This window comes from Thermovibrio ammonificans HB-1, from assembly GCF_000185805.1.
Lineage (GTDB): Bacteria > Aquificota > Aquificia > Desulfurobacteriales > Desulfurobacteriaceae > Thermovibrio > Thermovibrio ammonificans.
Map to the genome: position 1 here is coordinate 529,903 of NC_014926.1, position 20,974 is coordinate 550,876.

23 protein-coding genes and 1 tRNA gene are annotated in these 20,974 nt (G+C 54.0%); 11 read left to right on the forward strand and 13 right to left on the reverse strand.

Going from position 1 to position 20,974, the window contains the following annotated elements; genetic code table 11:
* Genes rfbA through rfbD form a run of 4 tightly spaced genes read left to right on the forward strand, consistent with a single transcriptional unit; the run spans position 1 to position 3,275 of the window.
* On the forward strand, positions 1–888 hold the full coding sequence (gene rfbA / locus THEAM_RS02930; RefSeq protein WP_013537335.1) for a glucose-1-phosphate thymidylyltransferase RfbA: 888 nt from the start codon (positions 1–3) through the stop codon (positions 886–888).
* Positions 878–1,441 (forward strand): dTDP-4-dehydrorhamnose 3,5-epimerase, encoded by a 564-nt coding sequence (gene rfbC, locus THEAM_RS02935; RefSeq protein ID WP_013537336.1) that lies wholly within the window; start codon positions 878–880, stop codon positions 1,439–1,441. The genes rfbA and rfbC overlap by 11 nt, the downstream gene beginning before the upstream one ends.
* Positions 1,438–2,433 (forward strand): dTDP-glucose 4,6-dehydratase, encoded by a 996-nt coding sequence (gene rfbB / locus THEAM_RS02940; RefSeq protein WP_013537337.1) that lies wholly within the window; start codon positions 1,438–1,440, stop codon positions 2,431–2,433. Before rfbC ends, rfbB begins: the two co-directional genes overlap by 4 nt.
* Positions 2,430–3,275, forward strand: coding sequence for a dTDP-4-dehydrorhamnose reductase (gene rfbD / locus THEAM_RS02945; RefSeq protein ID WP_013537338.1), 846 nt, complete (start codon positions 2,430–2,432; stop codon positions 3,273–3,275). Before rfbB ends, rfbD begins: the two co-directional genes overlap by 4 nt.
* Here rfbD and THEAM_RS02950 read toward each other — a convergent pair.
* From THEAM_RS02950 to bcp, 11 genes are all read right to left on the reverse strand, one after another.
* A complete protein-coding gene (locus tag THEAM_RS02950) occupies positions 3,265–4,170 on the reverse strand; it encodes a histone deacetylase family protein (RefSeq protein ID WP_013537339.1) in 906 nt (301 codons plus the stop codon). The two genes, rfbD and THEAM_RS02950, sit on opposite strands and share 11 nt — an antisense overlap.
* 7 nt (positions 4,171–4,177) lie before the next feature.
* Positions 4,178–6,328, reverse strand: a complete 2,151-nt coding sequence (gene rnr / locus THEAM_RS02955) for a ribonuclease R (protein ID WP_013537340.1) — start codon at positions 6,326–6,328, stop codon at positions 4,178–4,180.
* Positions 6,318–6,692, reverse strand: a complete 375-nt coding sequence (locus tag THEAM_RS02960) for a toprim domain-containing protein (RefSeq protein ID WP_013537341.1) — start codon at positions 6,690–6,692, stop codon at positions 6,318–6,320. Before THEAM_RS02960 ends, rnr begins: the two co-directional genes overlap by 11 nt.
* Before the next feature lie 8 nt (positions 6,693–6,700).
* Positions 6,701–7,618: a hypothetical protein gene (locus THEAM_RS02965; protein ID WP_013537342.1), complete on the reverse strand. Its 918-nt coding sequence runs from the start codon at positions 7,616–7,618 to the stop codon at positions 6,701–6,703.
* Positions 7,615–8,169, reverse strand: coding sequence for a C-GCAxxG-C-C family protein (locus THEAM_RS02970; RefSeq protein WP_013537343.1), 555 nt, complete (start codon positions 8,167–8,169; stop codon positions 7,615–7,617). Before THEAM_RS02970 ends, THEAM_RS02965 begins: the two co-directional genes overlap by 4 nt.
* Positions 8,170–8,272: 103 nt before the next feature.
* Complete coding sequence (eno, locus tag THEAM_RS02975) at positions 8,273–9,562, reverse strand: phosphopyruvate hydratase (RefSeq protein WP_013537344.1); 1,290 nt, start codon at positions 9,560–9,562, stop codon at positions 8,273–8,275.
* Positions 9,550–10,026, reverse strand: coding sequence for a tRNA (adenosine(37)-N6)-threonylcarbamoyltransferase complex ATPase subunit type 1 TsaE (tsaE, locus tag THEAM_RS02980; protein ID WP_013537345.1), 477 nt, complete (start codon positions 10,024–10,026; stop codon positions 9,550–9,552). The genes eno and tsaE overlap by 13 nt, the downstream gene beginning before the upstream one ends.
* Positions 10,007–10,396: an ExbD/TolR family protein gene (locus THEAM_RS02985; protein ID WP_013537346.1), complete on the reverse strand. Its 390-nt coding sequence runs from the start codon at positions 10,394–10,396 to the stop codon at positions 10,007–10,009. The genes tsaE and THEAM_RS02985 overlap by 20 nt, the downstream gene beginning before the upstream one ends.
* The gene (gene dapC / locus THEAM_RS02990; RefSeq protein WP_013537347.1) at positions 10,393–11,556 is read right to left on the reverse strand and encodes a succinyldiaminopimelate transaminase; all 1,164 of its coding nucleotides are present in this window, start codon (positions 11,554–11,556) and stop codon (positions 10,393–10,395) included. The genes THEAM_RS02985 and dapC overlap by 4 nt, the downstream gene beginning before the upstream one ends.
* Before the next feature lie 11 nt (positions 11,557–11,567).
* On the reverse strand, positions 11,568–12,350 hold the full coding sequence (locus THEAM_RS02995) for a TIGR04219 family outer membrane beta-barrel protein (protein WP_013537348.1): 783 nt from the start codon (positions 12,348–12,350) through the stop codon (positions 11,568–11,570).
* Positions 12,350–12,826: a thioredoxin-dependent thiol peroxidase gene (bcp, locus tag THEAM_RS03000; RefSeq protein WP_013537349.1), complete on the reverse strand. Its 477-nt coding sequence runs from the start codon at positions 12,824–12,826 to the stop codon at positions 12,350–12,352. The genes THEAM_RS02995 and bcp overlap by 1 nt, the downstream gene beginning before the upstream one ends.
* Before the next feature lie 123 nt (positions 12,827–12,949).
* Between bcp and rpsT the strand changes: the two genes are divergently transcribed.
* From rpsT to THEAM_RS03020, 4 genes are all read left to right on the forward strand, one after another.
* The gene (gene rpsT, locus THEAM_RS03005; RefSeq protein WP_013537350.1) at positions 12,950–13,237 is read left to right on the forward strand and encodes a 30S ribosomal protein S20; all 288 of its coding nucleotides are present in this window, start codon (positions 12,950–12,952) and stop codon (positions 13,235–13,237) included.
* A 49-nt stretch (positions 13,238–13,286) separates the two neighbouring features.
* Positions 13,287–13,361: transfer RNA gene (locus tag THEAM_RS03010), tRNA-Val, on the forward strand.
* A gap of 28 nt (positions 13,362–13,389) precedes the next feature.
* Positions 13,390–14,034 (forward strand): thiamine phosphate synthase, encoded by a 645-nt coding sequence (thiE, locus tag THEAM_RS03015; protein ID WP_013537351.1) that lies wholly within the window; start codon positions 13,390–13,392, stop codon positions 14,032–14,034.
* A complete protein-coding gene (locus THEAM_RS03020; RefSeq protein WP_013537352.1) occupies positions 13,991–15,265 on the forward strand; it encodes an O-antigen ligase family protein in 1,275 nt (424 codons plus the stop codon). The genes thiE and THEAM_RS03020 overlap by 44 nt, the downstream gene beginning before the upstream one ends.
* On the opposite strand, the gene THEAM_RS03025 is transcribed toward THEAM_RS03020, so the two are convergent.
* Entirely contained in the window at positions 15,219–16,325 is a 1,107-nt protein-coding gene (locus tag THEAM_RS03025) for a glycosyltransferase family 4 protein (protein WP_013537353.1), read from the reverse strand. The genes THEAM_RS03020 and THEAM_RS03025 overlap by 47 nt on opposite strands.
* A 55-nt stretch (positions 16,326–16,380) precedes the next feature.
* Between THEAM_RS03025 and THEAM_RS03030 the strand changes: the two genes are divergently transcribed.
* Genes THEAM_RS03030 through THEAM_RS03040 form a run of 3 tightly spaced genes read left to right on the forward strand, consistent with a single transcriptional unit; the run spans position 16,381 to position 20,049 of the window.
* Positions 16,381–17,496, forward strand: coding sequence for a glycosyltransferase (locus THEAM_RS03030; protein WP_013537354.1), 1,116 nt, complete (start codon positions 16,381–16,383; stop codon positions 17,494–17,496).
* Positions 17,496–18,305: a polysaccharide deacetylase family protein gene (locus THEAM_RS03035; protein ID WP_013537355.1), complete on the forward strand. Its 810-nt coding sequence runs from the start codon at positions 17,496–17,498 to the stop codon at positions 18,303–18,305. The genes THEAM_RS03030 and THEAM_RS03035 overlap by 1 nt, the downstream gene beginning before the upstream one ends.
* Before the next feature lie 10 nt (positions 18,306–18,315).
* Positions 18,316–20,049 carry an ABC transporter ATP-binding protein gene (locus THEAM_RS03040; RefSeq protein WP_013537356.1) on the forward strand — a complete coding sequence of 578 codons (1,734 nt, stop codon included), beginning with the start codon at positions 18,316–18,318 and terminating at the stop codon, positions 20,047–20,049.
* Here the strand turns inward: THEAM_RS03040 and THEAM_RS03045 are convergent.
* Complete coding sequence (locus tag THEAM_RS03045; RefSeq protein WP_013537357.1) at positions 20,035–20,928, reverse strand: glycosyltransferase family 9 protein; 894 nt, start codon at positions 20,926–20,928, stop codon at positions 20,035–20,037. The two genes, THEAM_RS03040 and THEAM_RS03045, sit on opposite strands and share 15 nt — an antisense overlap.
* Positions 20,929–20,974 lie beyond the last annotated feature (46 nt).

A 20,974-nucleotide genomic window follows, 5' to 3' on the forward strand; every position in this document is an offset into this window, starting at 1 on the left:
GTGAAAGCCGTAATACTTGCAGGAGGCAGGGGAACCAGGCTCTACCCGGTTACCAAAACCGTTAATAAACACCTGCTTCCCGTTTACAATAAACCAATGATTTACTACCCCCTCTCACTTGTCATGCTCATCGGGATAAGAGAGGTAGTTTTTGTTATAAACCCCGAAGACTTCGTTCACTTTAAGAGGCTGCTCGGAAACGGCTCTCACCTGGGTATGACCTTCCACTACGTTGCCCAAGAGGAAGCCAGGGGGCTTGCAGAAGGGCTATTGCTTGCCGAACCTTACGTTCACGGCTCTCCGGTCTGTCTTACCCTCGGCGACAACATCTTTTTCGGCCACAACCTTCCCCTTGTTCTCCGGCGGGCAGCAGAAGAGGTTGAAAACAGAGGCGGTGCCTACGTGTTCGGCTACGCGGTTAAAGACCCGGAGCGGTTCGGCGTTGTTGAGTTCGACTCTTCGGGGAAGGTTGTCTCGATAGAGGAGAAACCCAAGAATCCCAAGTCCAATTACGCCGTTGTAGGGCTTTACCTATACGACAGCAAAGTTTTCGACTTTGCCAGGTCTGTTGAACCTTCCGGGCGCGGAGAGCTAGAGATAACCGATGTTAACAGGCTCTACCTGGAAAGGGGAGAGCTCAAAGTGGAGCTCCTCGGTAGGGGGTTTGCCTGGTTTGATGCCGGAACCCACGACAGCTTCCTTGAGGCCGGAGAGTTCGTTGCCACAATAGAGAAAAAGACCGGTCTCCTGATTGGTTGTGTTGAAGAGGTAGCCTTCAGAAACGGCTGGATAACCAGAGAGCAGCTTCTTTCAATAGCCGAACCCCTTTCAAAAACCGACTACGGCAAGTACCTTATCGAACTTGCGGAGGGAAAAGTTGCCCTTTGATTTTAAGGAGCTTCCCATCCCCGGTCTTCTCCTTGTTGAGTCCAGGCTCTTTAAAGACGGCAGGGGCTTCTTTATGGAGCTTTTTAAGCTCCCCGACTTTGAAGCGGCGGGTATAAAGGGGCCATTCGTTCAGGATAACCTCTCCCTTTCCAGGAAGAATGTCTTAAGAGGGCTTCACTACCAGGTTGAGCCTGCCGCCCAAGGTAAGCTTGTAACCTGCCTCCGGGGGAAGGTTTTCGACGTTGCCGTAGACCTGAGAAAGGGCAGCCCCACCTTCGGCAGGTGGTTCGGCACAGAGCTTTTCCCCGGGAAGATGCTCTACATCCCAGAAGGGTTTGCCCACGGATTTCTGACCCTTTCAGAAGAGGCCCTCGTTTTCTATAAAGTTACGGGAAGCCCCTACTCGCCCGAGCACGACAGGTCTTTAAAGTGGAACGACCCCCAAATCGGTATAGAGTGGCCCCTCGACGGTGAGCCTATCCTTTCCGAAAAAGACCGGAACGCTCCTTCCCTCTCTGAAGCCGAGATAAACTTTAGGTGGAGGGAGCAGTGAAGCTACTCGTAACCGGAGGTGCAGGCTTTATAGGGAGCGAGTTTGTCAGGCAGGCCGTTGAGAGGGGATACGACGTCTGCGTTCTCGATGCCCTTACCTATGCAGGAGACCTTGAAAGGTTGCACTCCGTTGAGGGAAGATACCGCTTTTACAGGGTAGACCTTACCGACCGCTCTCGGGTATTTAACGTGCTGAAGGAGGAAAAGCCCGACGTTGTTGTCCACTTTGCCGCAGAGAGCCACGTAGACCGCTCAATCGTTGAGCCTACCGTTTTTGTCACAACCAACGTTCTGGGAACTCAGAACCTCCTTGATGCCGCCGTTGAGGCGGGCGTTGAGAAGTTCGTGAACATCTCAACCGACGAAGTTTACGGGGAGATTGCTCAGGGCCGCTTCACCGAAGAGAGCCCGCTGAACCCGAGCTCGCCCTACTCGGCCTCTAAGGCTGCCGCCGATATGTTGGGGAGGGCCTACCACAGGACTTTCGGCCTACCGGTGGTTACCGTTAGGCCCTCTAACAACTACGGCCCGTGGCAGTACCCCGAGAAGCTGATACCGGTGGTTGTTCTCAAGGCCCTATTAAACGAGCCGATTCCCGTTTACGGCGACGGCTCAAACGTTAGGGAGTGGCTCTTTGTCTCCGACTGTGCAAGGGCGGTTTTTGCCGCAGTTGAAAAAGGGGAGCCCGGAAGGGTCTATAACGTGGGGAGCTCACAGGAGAAGAGGAACATAGAGGTTGTGAAGGCGATTCTATCTATCCTCGGTAAGCCCGAGAGCTTGATAACTTTTGTAAAAGACAGGCCCGGCCACGACTACAGGTACGCCCTCGACTGGGAGAGGGCAAGGAGGGAGCTCGGCTGGGAGCCCGCCGTTAAGTTTGAAGAGGGGATTGAGCGTACTGTAAAGTGGTTGGTTGAGAACAGGGATTGGCTTGAGAGGAAACTCTCTGAGCTTCGCTCCTTCTGGAACAGGGTTTACGGAGGGAACGGTTGAAGTTCCTCGTGCTGGGAGCTTCGGGCCAACTCGGAAGTGAGTTTGCCCTTAGGCTCGGCAACAGCTGCGTTGCCCTGAGTAGCCGGGAGTGCGACGTTACAAACTTGAAAGCCGTTTTGGAGGCTGTAGAGACCTTTCGTCCGACCGTTATACTCAACTGTGCCGCCTACAACCTTGTTGACTCTGCCGAGTCCGACTTTGTATCCGCCTTTAAGGTTAACGGGCTCGGCGTTAGAAACGTTGCCCACGCTGCGAGCCGCTTCGGGATCTTTGTGGTTCACTTCAGCACCGACTACGTTTTCAACGGTAAGAAAGAGGAGGGCCCCTACACCGAGAACGACTCCCCCGACCCGGTTAACGTTTACGGCAGGAGCAAGCTGTTCGGAGAAGAGTTTCTCAGGGAAGAGCTTCCCCACCGCCACCTCATCTTCAGGGTGAGCTGGCTCTACGGCAGGGGCAGGCAGAACTTCGTCTGGAAACTGCTGAACTGGGCGGGCGAGAGGCCCTACCTGAAGGTTGCCTGCGATGAGTTCTCTGTTCCCACCTCTACCCGAACCGTTGTTGACTATACGCTACTTGCCCTAAAAAAGGGGCTTACCGGCCTGTTCCACCTTGTAAACACGGGCTTTACCTCCAGGTTTGAATGGGCAAGGGAGGCGCTGAAAACCCTCGGACTTAAAAAGTTTGTAAGGCCCGCCTATATGGCCGAATTCAACCTTCCCGCGAAAAGGCCCGGTTTTTCCCCAATGTCAAACGGTAGGCTCTCCGGTGAGCTCTCGGTTGAAATTCCCCACTGGCTCGAAGAGCTTCGCTCCTTCCTCCCCGTGGCCTTCAACCGCTGAGCAGGGTCTCAAAAGTTATCCTGCTGCACCGTTTAAGGGCGTTTAGGTTGTAGCCCCCTTCAAGGGTGAAAAGGAGGGGTGCACCTACCTCCTTTGCCCCCTCAACCACCTGTTCTACAACGGCTCTAACCCCTTCGTCGGTAACGTTGAGCCCCGTGAGGGGGTCGTCCCTGTGGAGGTCGTAGCCGGCAGATACTAAAACTACGTCGGGAGAGAAGCTCCTCAGTGCCTCCCTGAAGGTGATGGAGTAAACCCTCTTAAACGTAGAGTCGCCGCTTCCCTCCCTTAGGGGAACGTTAAGGACGTGGCTGTTGTTCTCCCTCTCGCTGCCGGTTCCCGGGTAGAAGGGAAATTGGTGGGTGGAGAAGTAGAAGACCTCCGGAGTGCTGTAGAAGGCGTGCTGGGTGCCGTTTCCGTGGTGGGCGTCAAAGTCCACTATGAACACCCTTTTTGCCCCGAGGCTCAGGGCCTTAACTGCGGCAACCGCAACGTTGTTGAATATGCAAAAGCCCATTGCCCTGTCTCTCTCTGCGTGGTGTCCCGGAGGCCTTACCGCACAGAAAACGGCCTCAAACTCCCCCGATGAGAGCAGCTCCACCCCGAGCTCACAGGCCCCCGCTGCGGTAAGGGCGGCGTTGCAGGTGTAGCTGTTGTAGTAGGTGTCGGGGTCGAAAAAGCCCGGGGCGTTCTCCCTGCAGGCAATCAGAACGTCTTGGATGTAGTTCTCGCTGTGGATGGTTTTTAAGAGTTCGTAGGAGACCTGTTTCGGAGGTATAACGGGGAGCTGAAGCTCCCCCACAGGCTCCATGAAGTACTTTAGCCTCAGGGCGTTCTCCGGGTGCGTAGGTAGGTCGTGCTTTAAGAAGATGTCGCTGTAAATAACGGCGCTTCTCACTCCGCCCTCACTTTAACTTCTTTACCACCTCAAACTCGGCCTTCCTGTTCTCTATATCTACGGCCAGGAGCTTCACGAGCACCCTGTCGCCGATTCTGAATACCGTTCCGCTCTTTTCACCTACCAGACAGTACTGCTTGGGAACGCAGATGTAGTAGTCGTTTTTAAGGTTTGTAACGTGCACAAAGCCGGGGATTACCTGCTCTATGGTCTCCACAAAGAGCCCCTGCTCGGTTACGCCGGTAACAATGGCCTCGAATACCTCCCCTATGTGGTTTGCTGCAAACTGGAGCTTCTTCAGCTCTACAACGTCCCTTTCCGCCTCGTCTGCAAGGATTGAGCGCTCTGTAACGTGTTTACAGATAACCTCCAGCTTCTCCTCCCAGGCGGGAATGCTCTCGGGCTTAAACATCCCCTTCAGGGCCATCTTTACGAGCCTGTGGAGCTGCAGGTCTGCGTATCTCCTGATGGGGGAGGTAAAGTGGGTGTAGTAGGTAGAGGCAAGGCCGAAGTGGCCTATGTTGTCGGGGGAGTACTTTGCACGGGCCATAGTCCGGAGCATCAGGTAGTTGACCAACTTCTCCTCCGGTTTACCCTCCACCTGCTCCAGTATCTTCTGCAGGAGCTTCGGCTGTATATCGTTCTTAACGGCCGGCACCCTGATTCCCAAAGACCTTACAAAGTTCAGGAACTCCTGGAGCTTCTCCCTGTCGGGGGATTCGTGAACCCTGTAGATGCTCGGGTAGTCGGTCCAGAACATATACTCTGCAACCGTTTCATTTGCGGCTATCATGAACTCCTCTATAATCCGGTGGCTCCACAGCCTCTCGGCCTTGTAGATATCAACTGGCTCCCCTTCTGCGTTGAGCACAACCACCGGCTCGGGTAGGTCGAAGTCCAAGGAGCCCCTCTTGTAGCGCTTTTTGTTGAGGATTTTGGCAAGCTCCAGCATCGTCTTCAGGGACTCTACAACGTGGGGAAACTGCTCAATGGCCTCCCTGTCGCCGTCGAGGATTCTCTGGGCTATCGTGTAGGTGAGCCGGGCCTTACTGTGGATTATGCTCTCGTAGATTTTGTAGTCTACAACCATTCCCTTCTTGTTAATCTCCATCTCGCAGGTGAAGGTGAGCCTGTCTACGTTGGGGTTCAGGGAGCAGATGCCGTTTGAGAGCCTCTCGGGGAGCATCGGGATGCACCTGTCGGGGAAGTAAACGCTGGTTCCCCTCCTGTAGGCCTCCCTGTCGAGGGCACTGCCCGGCTTAACGTAGTGGGAAACGTCGGCTATGTGAACAAAGAGCCTGTAGTTGCCGTTGGGCAGCTTCTCTATGGCGACTGCGTCGTCAAAGTCCCTTGCGTTTTCGCCGTCTATGGTGAAGCAGAGCTGCTGTCGCAGGTCTACCCTGCCCTTTACTTCCTCCTCCGAAACTTCAAGGGGTATCTGCTCGGCCTCTTCAAGGACTTCCGGCGGGAACTCTGTAGGCAGGTCGTACTTCCTTATAATCAGCTCTATGTCCAGCTTGGGACCGGTTTTCCCGAGGTTCTCAACGACCTTGCCCACCGGTCCCCTGGTCTCCGAAGGGTAGGAGACTATCTCAACCACCACGTAATCGCCGTTCTCCACGTTTTTACAGTCGCCGTGGGTGAGGATTACGTCGTACCTGATTCTCTTGTCTTCCGGAACTACAAAGCACTGCCCTTTGTGCTTTTCTACCCTTCCTACAACTTTCTTAACGGCCCTCTCTATTACCGAAACAATCTTCCCTTCCCTGCGGCCCTCTCTCCCTTCTTTCACTATCTCTACGGCAACTATGTCGCCGTTCATCGCCCCGGCCATGCTCCTTCCGGGGACGAACACTCCCTTACCGCCGTCTATCGGGTCCACAAACCCGAAGCCTTCCCTGTAAACGCAGAGCTTCCCTACAACGAGCCCCATCTTCTCGGGCAGGGCGAACTTGCCGCCCCGGAGCTTCACGAGCTTCCCGCTCCTTGCGAGCTCTTTCAGCTTCGCCCTCAGCCCTTCCCTCTCTTCCGGAGGTATGCCGAGGAACTTCGCTATCTCCCTCGCTTTAAGGGGTTTATTAAAGTGGTGGAGGGCTTTGAATATTCCCTCCTCCAGAGCTTTCTCCCTCTCAAACTCCTTTTCGATGTTAGCGTCCATCTCTCCTCCTCTTAATCTCCTGTGGTATTTTCTCTACAAACTTAACGCCGCTAACTCCCAGCCTCTCTCTAAATGAAGAATCAACCTTAAGGCCGTAGCTGGGCAGCACCTTCTGGAGCTTCTTGAAGATTTCCTCCCCCTGCCTGTCCAGGTCGGTGAGGATTACGGCTCCCTTAAACAGCTCCGACAGCTCCTGTGCTGCGTCGTGGAAGGGCTTCCCCTTCAGGGCGTAAACGTTGTCTACCCCGAGTATCTCAAGGGCGTGCTGGTCCCGCTTCCCCTCTACCACCACCGCCCAGTCGGGGTTCTCGGCTGTGAAGCTCCTCAGGTCCGATAGGAGCCTCCTTAACTCTTCCCTGTCCATCCTACACCTTAAAAGAGTTTCATCAGGAGGAGGCCTACGGTGAAATTGTAAATTATCGGCAGTCCGGCCTGCAGGGCCAGCAGCGCGGCGGTAATCCTCAGCGGGTAGAGGCCCACATAGTAGGGAAGCAGGTAGGCCCACCAACTCCTCAGGAGCGAAAACATCGCGTTGCCTACCGCCATTGTTGCCAGTATATGGGGAATCGGTATCCCCTCCTTAACCATTACCTTTATGAGCCCGTATGCAACCGGCGGGCTGATTGCCGCCGTTGTTATGTAGGTGATTTCCAGTGAGTTGAAGCCTACGCCACCCAGGAAGGGCTGAAGCTTCTGAGTCAACCACTTCATGGCCCCCGCCTTTATCAGGAAAACGACCAAAAGGAACATGGGGGTAAACTTCACCGTGAACAGGGCGGCCTCCTTCAAGCCCTTAAGAAGTCCCTCCTTCAGAACCTCCTTTGAAAAGGTCACCTTAACGCTGCTCTGGGGGAGCTCTACCTTCTGCCCCCTGTACCTTACCCTGCCTATAGCAGTAACTGCCAGGAATACGATAACGTCGAAGGCCAGCCGCAGCAGGGCGTAGTAAACTGCTATAACCCCTATCAGGGGGAGCAGAACCGGCAGGTAGTAGCGGTAGAGAAACATCAGACGCATGGGCAGGTTAGAGGCCAGAATCGCAAGGTAGAGGTCGGCGGGCTTTATCTTGCCCTCTTTGAGGAGTTTGCTCGCGTGGAGGTGTGCCGCCCTCGGCGTTACAAGGTAGAGAACCGGCACGTTTGTGAGTAGCGGGTGGAGGCCGAACTTGGCGAGCTTTACAGTTTTAAGACCCAGCCAGTTTACAAGCTGGGTCTCTACAAGGAGCGACGCTGCTGCGTAGCCGAAGCCTATTGCCCCTACTATTACAAAGTAAAGCTCTGTGAAGTTCATTCCCTAATCAGCTGGCCTGCAAGGGAGCTGACGAGCTCTGCACACTTCCCGGCCACGTCTGCCGTTATGGCCGCACACCTTTCGGCCCTTTCGAGGCTCCTGGGGTTTATCCCGGTTGCCCTGCACCAGTTTACTATGGAGTCCCTGCATAGAACCGAGCCTACGGCAACTTTCGGAAGCTCGGGAACTCTCCTACCTTTAAACAGGGGCAGGGGTGTTTCGTTGTGGAAGGCTATCAGTTCCTTTACTCCCCTTTCCAGCTCCTCTTCCGGCAGAGTGGTTGCAAGAACGAAGAAGGCTCCGGTAACTGCGCCGCACACGGCGTTCCACCTGTGGGGCAGTCCTTTGGATACCTCCCTTACCTGCTGGTATGTAAGGGGGTAGCCGGCGGCTTCGTTAAAGGCGGTTATAACGCCGTACTCGCAGTTGTAGTCCCAGTAGTAGTTGTAGGCGAGCTCTGCCACCTTCTCGGGCTCTGCCTTCTGGCAGCCGAGCTCCCCTACGGTCTGCCTTATGAAGTAAACGTTCTCCATTACCTTAGAGAGCTCCAATCCGTACCTCCTGAGGGGGGTTTTCGGTTTGGAGGGGAAATTTAGACTGGAGTCTGAAAATTGCAATATTAGAATCGTGTAAGGCCCCCGAAGGGGCCCGAGGTTAGAACTCCAGGTTGTAGAAGACGTCAACGCCCCTGAAGAGGGCTGCAGGGCCTAAGGTCTCCTCGATTCTGAGGAGCTGGTTGTACTTTGCGTTCCTCTCGCTGCGGGCGGGGGCACCGGTCTTTATCTGGCCGCTGTTTACGGCCACTGCAAGGTCGGCTATGAAGGGGTCTTCGGTCTCTCCGGAGCGGTGGGAGACAACAGCGGTGTAGTTTGCCCTCTTTGCCATCTCTATTGCGTCAAGGGTTTCTGTTACCGTTCCTATCTGGTTGAGCTTTATGAGTATGGAGTTTGCAAAGCCCTCCTTTATGCCTATCCTGAGGAGCTCGGTGTTGGTACAGAAAACGTCGTCTCCTACGAGCTGAACTTTATCTCCCAGGGCCGCAGTGAGGAGCTTCCACCCCTCGTAGTCGTCTTCGGCCATTCCGTCCTCTATGGAGATTATCGGGTACTTCTCTACCAGCTTCCTGTAGAAGTCTACGAGCTCCTCTCTTGAGAGGCGCTTGCCCTCGCCGGCAAGCTCGTAGATGCCCTCACCCTTGTAAAACTCGGAAGAGGCTGCGTCTATTGCCAGGAGAACGTCCTCTCCGGGTGTGTAGCCGGCCTCCTCTATGGCCCTGAGTATTACCTGAACCGCCTCCTCGTTGGAGGAGAGGTTGGGGGCGAACCCGCCTTCGTCACCTACGTTTGTGGAGTGACCCATACGCTTGAGAACCTTCTTTAAGGTGTGGTAAACCTCTACACCTATCCTCAGGGCCTCCCTGTAGCAGCCGCCGCCCACGGGCATAATCATGAACTCCTGAAGGTCAACGTTGTTGTCGGCGTGGACGCCGCCGTTGAGGATGTTCATCATGGGGACGGGAAGCTCTTTGGCGTTGCTTCCCCCTATGTACCTGAAGAGCGGCAGGTCGAGCTCCATTGCAGAAGCCCTGCACACCGCCATGGAGACGCCGAGGATTGCGTTGGCGCCCAGCTTGCTCTTGTTGGGTGTGCCGTCGAGCTCAATCATCAGCCTGTCTATGTTCACCTGGTCGGTAGACTCAACACCGATGAGCTCGGGGGCTATAACCTCGTTAACGTTCTTTACGGCCTTTAAAACGCCCTTACCCATGTAGCGCTTGGGGTCTTTGTCCCTCAGCTCAAGGGCCTCCTTCTCGCCGGTTGAAGCTCCGCTCGGAACGGCGGCCCTTGCCTTAACTCCGCTCTCGAGTGTAACCTCTACCTCTACGGTCGGATTTCCCCTTGAGTCAAGAATCTCCCTTGCCCTTACATCTACTATTCTCGACATAGCTCCTCCCAAAGCCGTTTAAGTTTGGGGCAGATTTTACCTGTAAAGTCGTATATGGTGAATTGCCTTGAATCTCCGCTGCCGCGGCACTCAACCGCTGCAGTCACCTCCGTCAGCGACTCAATCGGGTCTCCCCACTCAAATAGCTTCAACCTCTCGTCCTCAAGGAACTGGTCGGCTCCTGCAAATAGGAGCTCCTCGGGGTCCGAAACCCTGTAGAGGTCGCCGTGAACCAGCTTCTCAAACTCGTTGACAATTGTGAAAGTGGGGGAGGTTACCTCGTCTTCTTCTATGCCCAGGGCCCTTGCCACCCCCTTAACGAAAGTTGTCTTTCCGCAGCCGAGCTCCCCCCTCAGAACCACTACGGCACCTTTAGGTAGGAGCTTCGCAAAGAGCTCCCCCAGCTTTTTCGTCTCCTCTGCTCCCCTTACCTTGAAGCTGCACTTACTTAACTCTCTGTCCAACGAGTGCCACCTTCCTGAAACCGGCTTTTCTCAGAGTGTCAAGGAGCGTGAATACGAACTGGTAGGGCGTTTCCCTGTCGGCCTTTATGAACACCTCCCTGCCCTTCGGGAGGGCCCGGGCGAGCTGCAGGGGGTCTTTAAACACCTTTCCCTTGTAGTAGATTCTCCCCTCCTTGTCCATAACCACTTTTACAACCTCTCCGGTTGCCTCTATTGCGGCGCCCCCTTTTGGAACCTGGACCTTTATCTCGCCGCCCGAGATAAACTCGGTGGTAACCGCAAGGAAAATAATCAACATCAGCGAGAGGTCCAGTATCGGAGAGAGGTTGATGTCGGCTATGAGGGGTTTCCTCTTCTCCCTTATTCTCAACGTCTCACCCTCTCAAACTCTGCGTGTGCTCTGCGCCACACCTCTACGGCCTCTTTACACTCCGAAAGAGTGGGAACGAGGGCTATCCTGAAGAACCCTTCTCCGCCCCTGCCGAAGAACTCACCCGGAGATACCACTATGCCGTACTTAAGCAGGTGGAGTGCGTACTTCTCCCCCGAAACCCCTTTGGGGGTTTTAACCCACAGGTAGAAGGTTGCTTCGGCCGGTAAAAACTCTAAGCCTATCTCTTTGAAGAACTCGGAGAAAACTTTGGCTTTCTCCTTGAATATCCTCCTCCTCTCCTCAACGTGACCGTCGTCGCTCCAGGCCGCTGTTGCCGCCGCCTGAACGAAGTCCTGAGAGGCCACCCCGAAGGAGGAGCGGTACTTCAGGTACTCCTGAACGAGCTTCCCGTCTCCCGCGACGAACCCGGAGCGGTAGCCGGTCATCCCGCTTCTCTTGGAGAGGGAGTGGAACGCCAGAACCCCCTCCTTCCCCACCTGGAGCACCGACGGAGGGGGCTCGGTAAAGTAAATGTCTACGTAGCACTCGTCCGAGCACAGTATTATCCCGTGCTCACGGCATATGCCGTAAACCTCTTCAAAGTAGCTTAACGGTGCCGATGCCCCCGTGGGATTGTGGGGGTAGTTAATCCAGACTATCCGCGTCTCCTCAAGGAGCGAGCGGGGGAGCTTGTCGAGCCTCAGCAGGAAGTTCTCCTCGAACTTTAACTCAACCGGGTGGGGCTCCCCGCCTGCAAACAGAGTCCCCCGCAGGTAAACCGGGTAGGCCGGAGTCCCGAACACAACTTTCCGCTTGTCGCTTTCGGCCTCTATAAAAACGAGGGGTAGGTGGAATATCGCCTCTTTTGAGCCGGCCGTTGGAATCACCTCCGCTTCGGGGTTGAGCTCAACCCCGAAGCGCCTTTTTACCCAGCCGGCTGCCGCCTCCCGAAGCTCCTTCCTTCCCTTAACCGTCGGGTACTGGCTCACCTCGGGAACGGCCCTTATGAGGGCCTCTCTGATAAAGGAAGGAGTGGGCTCCTTTGGGTCTCCGGTTCCGAAGTCGAACAGCTTAAGTCCCTTTCTCTTTATCTCCTCTTTGGCCCTGTTGAGCCTGTCCATCGGGTAGCTTTTAAGCTCCCTTATCGCCCGGTTCATAGGCCTCCTCTTTAGAAGTAGAATCCGGCTTCGGCAAAGGCACCCTTAACCTTGAGGTCGGAGGAGACGCCTCCGATATCGTCTATTTTCAAGCGCTGATACCTGTAGCCTACACCCACAAATCCGTGGGGTATCGGGTAAACCTTTGCCTCAAGGGTGTACTCGTAGAACTGGTTACCGCTGTAACCTATCCAGTTGCCGCTTGCAGACACTCCGATGAGGTCTATCGGCCTGATTTCGCCGTCCAGGTGGAGCATCGGGACGGGAATGGTTTTAGACTTTGAGTCCTCTCCCGTTCCGGCTGTAGGGTTTGTATACCTCACCTTGATGTAGCCGTCTATGATTTTCAGGTTGAGACCAAAGTTTGCCTTAACCTTTCCGGCGGTAACCGTGCTCAGGAAGGGCACTCCGTAGGTTAAGGTAGCGTCCACCTGGTTTGCCCGGAGCTTAGACTCAACGTAAGACTTTGTGGGAACTGTGATTTTTCCGAAGGTAAACGATGAGTTAACGATTCCGCTGCCGGAGAACTTCATCTGTGTGTAGCTCACCTTTATGTCTGGCAGTAGCGGGATGCCGGAGATTTTAAACCACCCCTCTCCTCTTGTCTTCGTGCTCAGATTAAGGTCGCTGTCTACGTCTACTTTGGTCTTTGTGGTGCCGTAGGTGTTTGTGTCTACGTACTCAACCCAACCGCTGGGGTTTTCGCGCCAGGCGCCGACTCCCGCAGATATCTCTATTGCGTTTGCCGCTGCGGGAACGGCCAGAAGTGCCGTGAGTACCAGCAGTTTTCTCATCACTCCTCCCTCTCTTTAAGTTCTTTCAGTTTTTTAAGAACCGACTCGGCGTGGTCTTTCACTCTTACCTTTTTCCACACGTGGGCAACTTTCCCTTCCGGGTCTATCAGGTAGGTGCTCCTTACAACCCCCATAAACTCCCTGCCGTACATCTTTTTCTTCTGCCACGCTCCGTAGGCCGATATCACTTCCTTCTCCGGGTCGCTTAAGAGGGTAACCTTAAGCCCCTTTTTCTCCTTGAACTTTTTGTGGCTCTCTACAGAGTCGGGGCTGACGCCCAGAACAACCGCTCCCTCCTTTTCAAATTCCGGCAGCAACTGGGTGAAGCTTTCGGCCTCTTTTGTGCAGCCTGGGGTGTTGTCTTTGGGGTAAAAGTATAGAACAACCCACTTCCCTCTGAGCTCTTTAAGGCACACCTGTGTGCCTGAATCGCTGGGTAGGCAGAAATCCGGCGCTTCTGTTCCCGGTTCCAGCACCTTTCTCCTCCGAAATTTCCTTTGTTAGAGAGCGGTTTCCATTATAAAACAGTAGGGCTTGCCTTTAAACACTCTTTGCTATAAACTTCACTCCGCAAACAAAAGAGGGTTTGGAGGAGCGGAATGCCAAACACTAAGTCTGCTAAGAAGAGGCTCCGTCAGAGCATAAAGCGCAGGCAGAGGAACAGGTACTACGTGCGCAGGATGAAGACAGAGGCTAAGAAGGTTCTCCAAGCAGTTGAGGAGAAGAACCTTGAGCTTGCCAAAGAGCAGCTCAAAGTTGCTATGAAGTGGATAGAGCGTGCCGCCGCAAGGGGAGCGATTCACAAGAACGAAGCTGCCCGCAGGCAGTCCAGGGTTGCTTCTGCAGTTGCCAAGCTTGAGAAGGAGCTTGCAGCTCAGGCCCAGTAGGGGTTGACACTGGGCCTTTGGCTTACCTATATTAGGCACCGACGTACGTAGGGCCGTAGCTCAGCGGGAGAGCGCCACCTTGACGCGGTGGAGGTCAGGGGTTCGAAACCCCTCGGCCCTACCATTAACATAACCCGCCGGAGTAGAGTCCAGTGGTTGAGTTCCCTCCCGAAACTCCCTTCCTCTACGGAATTACCGACGAGCGCTTCCTCAACCCTTTTAATATAGTTGAAGCCGTTGAGAGGGCGATTCTCGGCGGTGCAAAGGTAATCCAGTACAGGGCCAAGAGGAAGAGTGCCCGGGAGATGTACGAGGAGGCCCTGCTTGTGCGGGAGGCCACCCGTAACCACGACGCCGTTTTTATAGTGAACGACAGGCTCGACCTTGCCCTTGCAGTTGAAGCAGACGGCGTTCACTTGGGCCAGAGCGACCTTCCCTTCGAGCTTGTTAAGGGAATAGCCGGTGAGGAATTTATAGTTGGGCTCTCTACCCACAACTTGGAGCAGGTAAGGGAAGCCAACGAAAAGAAGGAGTTTCTCGATTATATCGGTTTCGGCCCGGTTTTCCCTACCACCACTAAAGAGAACCCCGACCCGGTAACCGGCGTAGAGCTTCTGTGCAGGGCCGTGGAGCTTTCGGAGCTTCCGGTTGTCGCAATCGGCGGTATTAACCCCTCGAACCTTGAAGATGTGTGCAGGTGTAAACCTGCAGGGGTTGCCGTTGTGAGGGCACTTTTTGAGAAGGGGGACCCCTTTGTCAACGCAAGGGAGATTAAAGAGCGCCTCTCCGGCTGCTGAGCGCTTTGGAGAGCTCCTGGTTAAGGTTTCTGCCCTTCTTTTCGCGGTTGCAATTCCCACCTCTGTTGCGCTGGACAACGGTGCCGCTGTTTTGGGCCTTTTGGGCTTTCTTCTGCTTGCCTTCTCGGGCGCACTTTCACCGTTACCTCCCCTTAGGCCTCTCGGCTTCCTGCTCGCTGCGGAAGTTTGGCACTACTTGTTGAACCTGGGCAGGATTTTTAAGGCAACGGATTTGAAGCTCTACCTCCTTTCCTACTTTGTCGGTTTTAGGTGTGCTCTGGATAGGGACTTTCTGAAAAAGGTGGGATACCTTCTTGGCTTTTCAACGGCCTTAATGGTTCTATCCCAGCTCTTTGAGGCTGTTACCTGGCAGAACGTTAAACACGTTGATTTCTCGCACCTTCAGCTGCATACTGCCCTTATAAGGGCCAAAGGGCTTCTTAATCACCCCCTTACAACCGGTGGGGTTTTGTTTACCCTCTTTTTCCTGCACCTTGCACTCTACCGACTCTTTAAAAACAGGCTTTTCTCCATCTTCTCTGCCCTTGCCCTTCTGGGGGTGGTTCTGAGCCAGAGCAGGTCTTACTGGGTCGGTACTTTCGTCTTTTTCGCCGTCCTTTTCCTCGTTTCCCTTCTAAAGGCGAAGTACAGGAGGTTTGCGGTTGTTTCGCTTGTTCTCTTTGGGCTTTTTGCCATTTCCCTTTTCTCGATTCCCCAGCTGAGACACCGGTTTGAGAGCATAGGCAACACAACAACCAACGGCAGCAACACCGATAGGCTTGCGATATGGACGGCCTACCTAACCGCCTTTAAAAGAGACTACACCCTGCCCGACCTGCTACTCGGCACCGGCGACAGGGCAGAGGAGATTGCCCTTAAGGAGGGGTATGAGGCCTGTTTGAAGTTCTACCCCCGTAAGGTGTGTGAAGGTAACGGCTACGTAAGGAGGCTCCATAACGGACTCTCCCATAACATATACCTGAAGTTCCTGTCGAAGTACGGTTTGCTCGGGCTTTTGGCCTACCTGTACTTTTGGGGTTACGCCCTTTTTGAGAACTTCCGTGCATTCTGGCAGAGGGAGAAAATTATCTACCTTGTGTTTGCAGCCGGTTACCTTGGCTTCCTTGCCGCCGGCTTCTTCGAGAACAACTTTACAGATGCCGAGGTCCAAACGGCGGTTCTCTTTAGCCTCGGGATAAACTACGCTCTCCTAAGGAGACGTAGCGACTGAATACCTCTTCGTCTGTGGGCAGTTTCACGTTGAAGTCCCATTTTTTCGGCAGTGCGGCCTCCACTTTTTCCGCTATCTCCTCGGGCGTTATCTCCTTGAGGATGAAGCCCGAAACCCCTTCCGTTATGAACTCTGCGGCCCCCGTTTCCCGGGAGCAGATTACCGGCGTTCCGGTTGCAAGGGCTTCGGTGACCACGTTTGCGAAGGTGTCGTAGAACGACGGGTGGACGAGCAGGTCTATGCCGGCGTAGAAGGTCTCCATTCTGTTCACTTTGCCGAGGAAGTGGACTCTATCGGCTACGTCCAGTTTCTCTGCCAGTTTTAGGAAGCTCTTGGGGTTTCTTCCCCCTGCTACTGCAAGGGTTACATCTTTCGGCAACATGGCAAGGGCTTCTATGAGTTGTTTCAGCCCCTTTAGTGTAAAGTTTGAGGATGCAAACCCGAGGACGAAGCGCCCCTCTCTAAAGCCTACGAGTTCCCTTCCCGATTTTCGCAGTTTCTCCTTTGCTTCCCTGTTGAACCGGTTTAGGTCTACCGGGTTGGGAACGGTGTAGATTTTGTTAAGGAGCTCTCTGCCGTAGAACTTGATAACTTCCTCTTTTACTTTTGAGGAGATGGCTATTATCACTTTTGAGCTTCTGAATATCTCTCCCTCTAAGATGGGGTTGAAGTAGTTAACGGGGTTTAGGCTTCGGGTGAGTTTTTTTATTAGCCTTCTTGCCGGAGGAAGGGCCTTCAGAGAGCCCTCTAAGAACCCCAGGTGGGTTCCTCCTCCGTTCCTGTAGACGTGGCAGTGGGGAACTTTGGAGAAGGCGAAGTTTACGGTCTCTTTGGTTTTCAGGTATTTAACTGCTCTCTTCTGGAAGGAAAGAGTTTTTAAAAACCTACCCGGTTTTAAGTAACCGAGCTCGGTTACTTTGAAGGGGACTTCTACCTCCTTGACGCCGCATACAACCTCTTCCAGGAGCCCCCTTTTGTGTAGGTAGTTTGCGAACCTCAGCGCTATGAACTCGGCTCCGCCGTAGCTGCTGAGCCTTCTAACGACCACCCTGAACTTCATTTGCCCCCGCGCTCTTTTGGGTTAAGTTAACTGTAGCAAACAATCCGGAGGGTCGGTGAGGATTCTCTACGTTGTAGGCGGTTTGCCCTTTGGCGGTATAGAGAATTTACTCTTTGACATCTGCCGGCGGCTGCAGGAGCTCGGGGTTCGGTTTAAGGTTGTTAACCTTTCCGGAACCGGGCAGAAGCTCCCCGAGTTCATGGAGGCCAGAATCCCGATTGTTAACCTCGGCTCGGGGTTAAAGGATATAAAAACCTTCTCCCTCCCCACTGCGGTGAGGCTGAAGAGGCTTGTCGAGGAGGAGGGAGCTTCCATCGTCCACTCTATGCAGTTCTCAGGGGATTACTTTTCCCGGCTTGCCCTCCTTTTCAACCGTGGCGTAAAGGTGGTTACTCACATTCACAACATAAAACGGGAAAAGCGATTTGAACGCAGGCTCTTCAACAGATTACTCTCTTATAGAACCGACGCTTTCCTCTCGGTTTCAAAAGCCGTTTACGACTACGTTGAGCGGGAGCACAACCTCTTTAAGAGGCCCAACTACGTTTTCTACAACTGTATCAACCCGGAAAGGCTCAAGCCCCGTCCTTCCCCTGAGCTTGCTTTCCTTAAGGGCAAGAGGGTTTTCCTCTGTTTGGGCAGGCTCGTTCCTCAGAAGCGTTACGATGTTGCCATTAGGGCATTAAAGTTGATATCCGGTAAGCATCCGGATGCGGTTCTCGCAGTTGTGGGTGAGGGCGGCGAGATGGATAGGCTCAAGGAGCTTACCCGGAGTCTCTCCCTGGAAGGGAGGGTCTTTTTCCTCGGCTACAGGAAAGATGTGGCCTCTGTTTTGTCCCTTTCCTACGCTCTGCTCGTTCCTTCCGAGTATGAAGGGCTGTCGATTGCCCACCTTGAGGCTGCCTATTTCGGCCTGCCGGCCGTTATTACGCCCGCCGTTCCCAGTAAGGAGATATTGTCTGAAGCTTCGATAGTTGTCCCTTCGGAGGTTGACTCCTTCGCCCGGGCTATGGATAGGCTGCTTTCGGAGCCGAAGCTCTACTTTGAGCTCTCGGAGCGGGCAAGGGCCGTTGCTTCCGGTTTAACTGTTGACCGCTACGTCGGCAGGCTTTTAAACTTCTACGACTCTCTTCTGTCGGGTAAACTGCCCCGAGAGAGGGTGCTGTTTTGATGGGCTGTACGGTTCTCCTTTACCATAGGGTCCACCCCCGTTTCGGTGTTCATCCGAGGCTGTTTGAGGAGCACCTGAAGGTAGTTACCAGGGTGTTCAGGCCTTTGAGCTTCGATGAGTTTTTGTTTGGTAGGTGGCCATTTTCTTCCTTGCTGGTGACCTTCGACGACGGCTTTTACGACTTCTACCGTTACGCCTTTCCCCTCCTTAAGCGTTACGGGGTTCCCTCTGTGCTCTTTGTGCCTCCCGGAAGGGTTTACGGCTCCGATGAGGTAAGGGACCTCTCGTCTGATTCAGAGGTTTCAACTGTAGAAGCTTACAGGCGCTCTTTTAAAGAGGGAGATAACTCTGCTTTTCTGTCGTGGGGAGAGCTTCGCCGCCTAACGGCCTCGGGCCTTGTAAGCGTTCAGTCCCACGGTTACAGCCACAGGGCGGCATTAGGTGGCGGTAAGCCCTTTAAGCCTCCCGGAGACTGGAGGGTCTTCTCTTTGAGCCGGGAGGTTTCTCCGGGTACGCCGCTGACAAGTCTGCTCGTTGAAGACCTTGAGGAGGCCCGGAGGGAACTGAAGCTCTCAAGAGAGCTCCTCGAGAGCAAGCTCGGCACTAAGGTCGAGGCCGTTGCCTGGCCTTGGGGTATCTACAGCGAGCAGTTGGTTAAGCTTGCCCGGACTTTGGGCTACAGGGCGTGCTTCACCACCGAGAGAGGGTGGAACAGGCCGGGTAACCTCTGCCGTGTTAAACGGCTTGCCGTCGGGGATACAAAAGGCCCCGTGTGGCTCTTGAGCCGCTCTCTCCTTTACGCACTTTAAGGGGGTTGAGATGAGAGACTTTCCCACCTGGCTTTTTAAATACCTGAGACCTTTAAAGCTGCTCGTTCTCGTGGCGGTTGTTACGCTTCTGCTCAACGCCGCGATAACCTCCTACCTTGCCTACTTCGTTAAGGTGGTTATCAACACCGTTTTTGTGGAGCGCGACGCCCACATGGTTAGACTGATTCCCCTGATTCTGTTCCTGCTTGTTCTTTTTAAAGGGGTTGTTTTCTTTGTGAACTACTACACAATGGCCTACCTGGGCCAGAGGGTTGTTGCCTCCCTCAGGGAGGAGCTCTACGAAAAGGTTGTAAGGCTTCCCCTTGAGTACTTTCTGAAGGAGCCTCCGGGCACTTTCGTCTCAAAAGTTATAAACGACACATCTCTCCTTCAGGACTTCACCTCCCGCCAGGTAGCCACGTTCGTGCGGAACCTGCTCACCGCCTTGGGGCTCATAGGGATTGTCTTCTACCAGGACTACAAGCTCGCCTTTATAGGCTTTGTCGGGTTGCCCCTTATAGGCTTTGTTATCTCCCGGATAGGGAAGAGGATTAAGCGATACACCGACAGGATGCAGGATAGACTTGCCGTTGTTACGAATCACCTTTTTGAAGCCGTCAGGAACGCCCGGGAGATAAAGCTGTTCGGCCTGGAGGAGAGACTCTCTGAACTCTTCAGGAAGGATAACGCCCGCTACCTCAGGGAGTTTATGAAGATAAAACTGGTCGAGGGGATTTACCCTCCCGTGGTTGAGCTTACCGGGGCTGCGATTGTAGGTTTCCTCATCTTCTACGGCGGTAGAGAAGTTGTTCTCGGCCACACAACCCCGGGGGCCTTTTTCTCCTTTATAGTTGCCCTTATTATGGCTTACGAGCCCATAAGGAAGCTCGGCCAGAACTACAACAAGATTCAGCAGTCGGTTGCCGTTGCAAAGAGGGTAAAGAGAATACTCGACCTTCCCGACGAGTATTCTGTAAAAGACGGGGCCGTTGAACTTAAAGGTCCGGTAGAGTGGCTGAAGTTTGACTCCGTTTCCTTTAAGTACCCCGGCTCTTCAAGGGCGGTTTTAAAGGGACTCTCCTTTGTCCTTGAGAGGGGCAAGAAGTACGCCGTTGTGGGCCGCTCCGGGAGCGGTAAATCTACGCTGGTGAACCTGATTCCCCGCTTCTTCGACCCAACGGAAGGTAGGGTTCTCGTTAACGGCACCGACTATAAAGAGCTAAAGCTTGTTCCCTACAGGAAACGGATAGGTATGGTCTCGCAGGAGGTTGTTCTCTTCAGGGGAACCATCTTTGAAAACATTGCGGTTGGCAAGCCCGGAGCCACCTTGGAAGAGGTGATAGAGGCAGCCAAAATCGCCCAGATTCACGACTTTATAGAGAGCCTTCCCCAGAAGTACTACACCCTCATAGGTGAAGGGGGAATTGAACTTTCGGGCGGACAGCGTCAGAGGATTGCAATAGCGAGGGCCGTTTTAAAAGACCCAGACCTTCTGATTCTCGATGAGGCGACAAGTGCCCTCGACTCTGAAACCGAGAAGGCCATACAGGAGGCCATAGACGAGAAGTTTAAGGACCGGATACTCCTCACCGTTGCCCACAGGCTCTCTACCGTTTTAAACAGCGACGAGATACTCTTTTTAAAGGAGGGGAAGCTGGTTGCAAGGGGCAGCCACGAAGAGCTCTACAGGGAGCTTCCCGACTACAGAAAGCTTGTAGACCTTCAGTTCTCAGCCGTTCAGTAGCTGGGCAACCGCCTCTTTCACCTGCTCAACCTCGGGGAAGGAGTTGTTACCGTGAACTTCCCTTACCCTCTCGATGGGCGGGAACCAGCCCGAACGCTTTTTATCGATAACAACCACCTTGCTGCCCACCGCCACCGCAAGGTGGGGGGCAAAGGAGTTGTTGCCGATAACTACGCCGGCTCCCTTCATAACGGCTGCTGCCGCCTTTATGGGGAAGGGGCTCTCGGGAACTGTGAGTCCTCCCCCTGCAAGTTCGTTTACCTTAAGGGCCGCTTCCCTCTCTCCCGGACCGAACAGAACGATAACTTCCATCTCTTTTCTGAGCTCTGCCGCGAGCTCCGCAAACTTCTCGGCCGGCCACATTTTGTGGCTCTTTCTGGCGGTAGGGACTATAACGGCGTATTCCCTTCCCTTAAAGGGGTTTTCCGGTATCTTGTAAATTTCCGGCAGGTAGTTACGGTAGCTCTCTAATTTTAGGCCTAAACCCTCAAGGAGCTTCAGCCTCTCCCAGGCGGTATACCCCCTGTTTTCCCACTCTACGAGCCTGTTGTAAAAGAGGTTTCCCCTCTCCTTCCGAAAGGCCACCCTAAGGGGAGCTCCCGATAGCAGTGTTATGAGCCTTGAACGTCCGGTTCTCTGAGCGTCTATAACGGCGTCGAAGCCCTCTTTTCTGAGGGCCAACGCTGTTTTGAGAAGCTCTCTGCTCCCCTCCTTTAGCGTTTCAATGCCGTCTATGAACGGGTTCCCCTCTACTATATCCCTTCCCACCTCCGAGGTTAAAAAGTGAACCCTTACCCCTTTCTCTTTTAGTGCCCTTGCAAGGGGAGTGGAAAGGAGAACGTCTCCGAGCTGCCTCAGCTGGATTATCAGAACCTTCATCTCTCCTCCGCTGCTATACTACCGGTTAAGTTTAAATTGAAAGGGA

What these genes read in the sequence shown, in the direction of transcription:
- THEAM_RS03040 (WP_013537356.1), top strand. Translation starts at nt 18,316, where the DNA reads ATGAGAGACTTTCCCACCTGGCTTTTTAAATACCTGAGACCTTTAAAG.
- THEAM_RS03045 (WP_013537357.1), bottom strand. Translation starts at nt 20,928, where the DNA reads ATGAAGGTTCTGATAATCCAGCTGAGGCAGCTCGGAGACGTTCTCCTT.
- THEAM_RS02995 (WP_013537348.1), bottom strand. Translation starts at nt 12,350, where the DNA reads ATGAGAAAACTGCTGGTACTCACGGCACTTCTGGCCGTTCCCGCAGCG.
- THEAM_RS02960 (WP_013537341.1), bottom strand. Translation starts at nt 6,692, where the DNA reads ATGGACAGGGAAGAGTTAAGGAGGCTCCTATCGGACCTGAGGAGCTTC.
- THEAM_RS02965 (WP_013537342.1), bottom strand. Translation starts at nt 7,618, where the DNA reads ATGAACTTCACAGAGCTTTACTTTGTAATAGTAGGGGCAATAGGCTTC.
- eno (WP_013537344.1), bottom strand. Translation starts at nt 9,562, where the DNA reads ATGTCGAGAATAGTAGATGTAAGGGCAAGGGAGATTCTTGACTCAAGG.
- THEAM_RS03035 (WP_013537355.1), top strand. Translation starts at nt 17,496, where the DNA reads ATGGGCTGTACGGTTCTCCTTTACCATAGGGTCCACCCCCGTTTCGGT.
- rnr (WP_013537340.1), bottom strand. Translation starts at nt 6,328, where the DNA reads ATGGACGCTAACATCGAAAAGGAGTTTGAGAGGGAGAAAGCTCTGGAG.
- rpsT (WP_013537350.1), top strand. Translation starts at nt 12,950, where the DNA reads ATGCCAAACACTAAGTCTGCTAAGAAGAGGCTCCGTCAGAGCATAAAG.
- dapC (WP_013537347.1), bottom strand. Translation starts at nt 11,556, where the DNA reads ATGAACCGGGCGATAAGGGAGCTTAAAAGCTACCCGATGGACAGGCTC.
- THEAM_RS03025 (WP_013537353.1), bottom strand. Translation starts at nt 16,325, where the DNA reads ATGAAGTTCAGGGTGGTCGTTAGAAGGCTCAGCAGCTACGGCGGAGCC.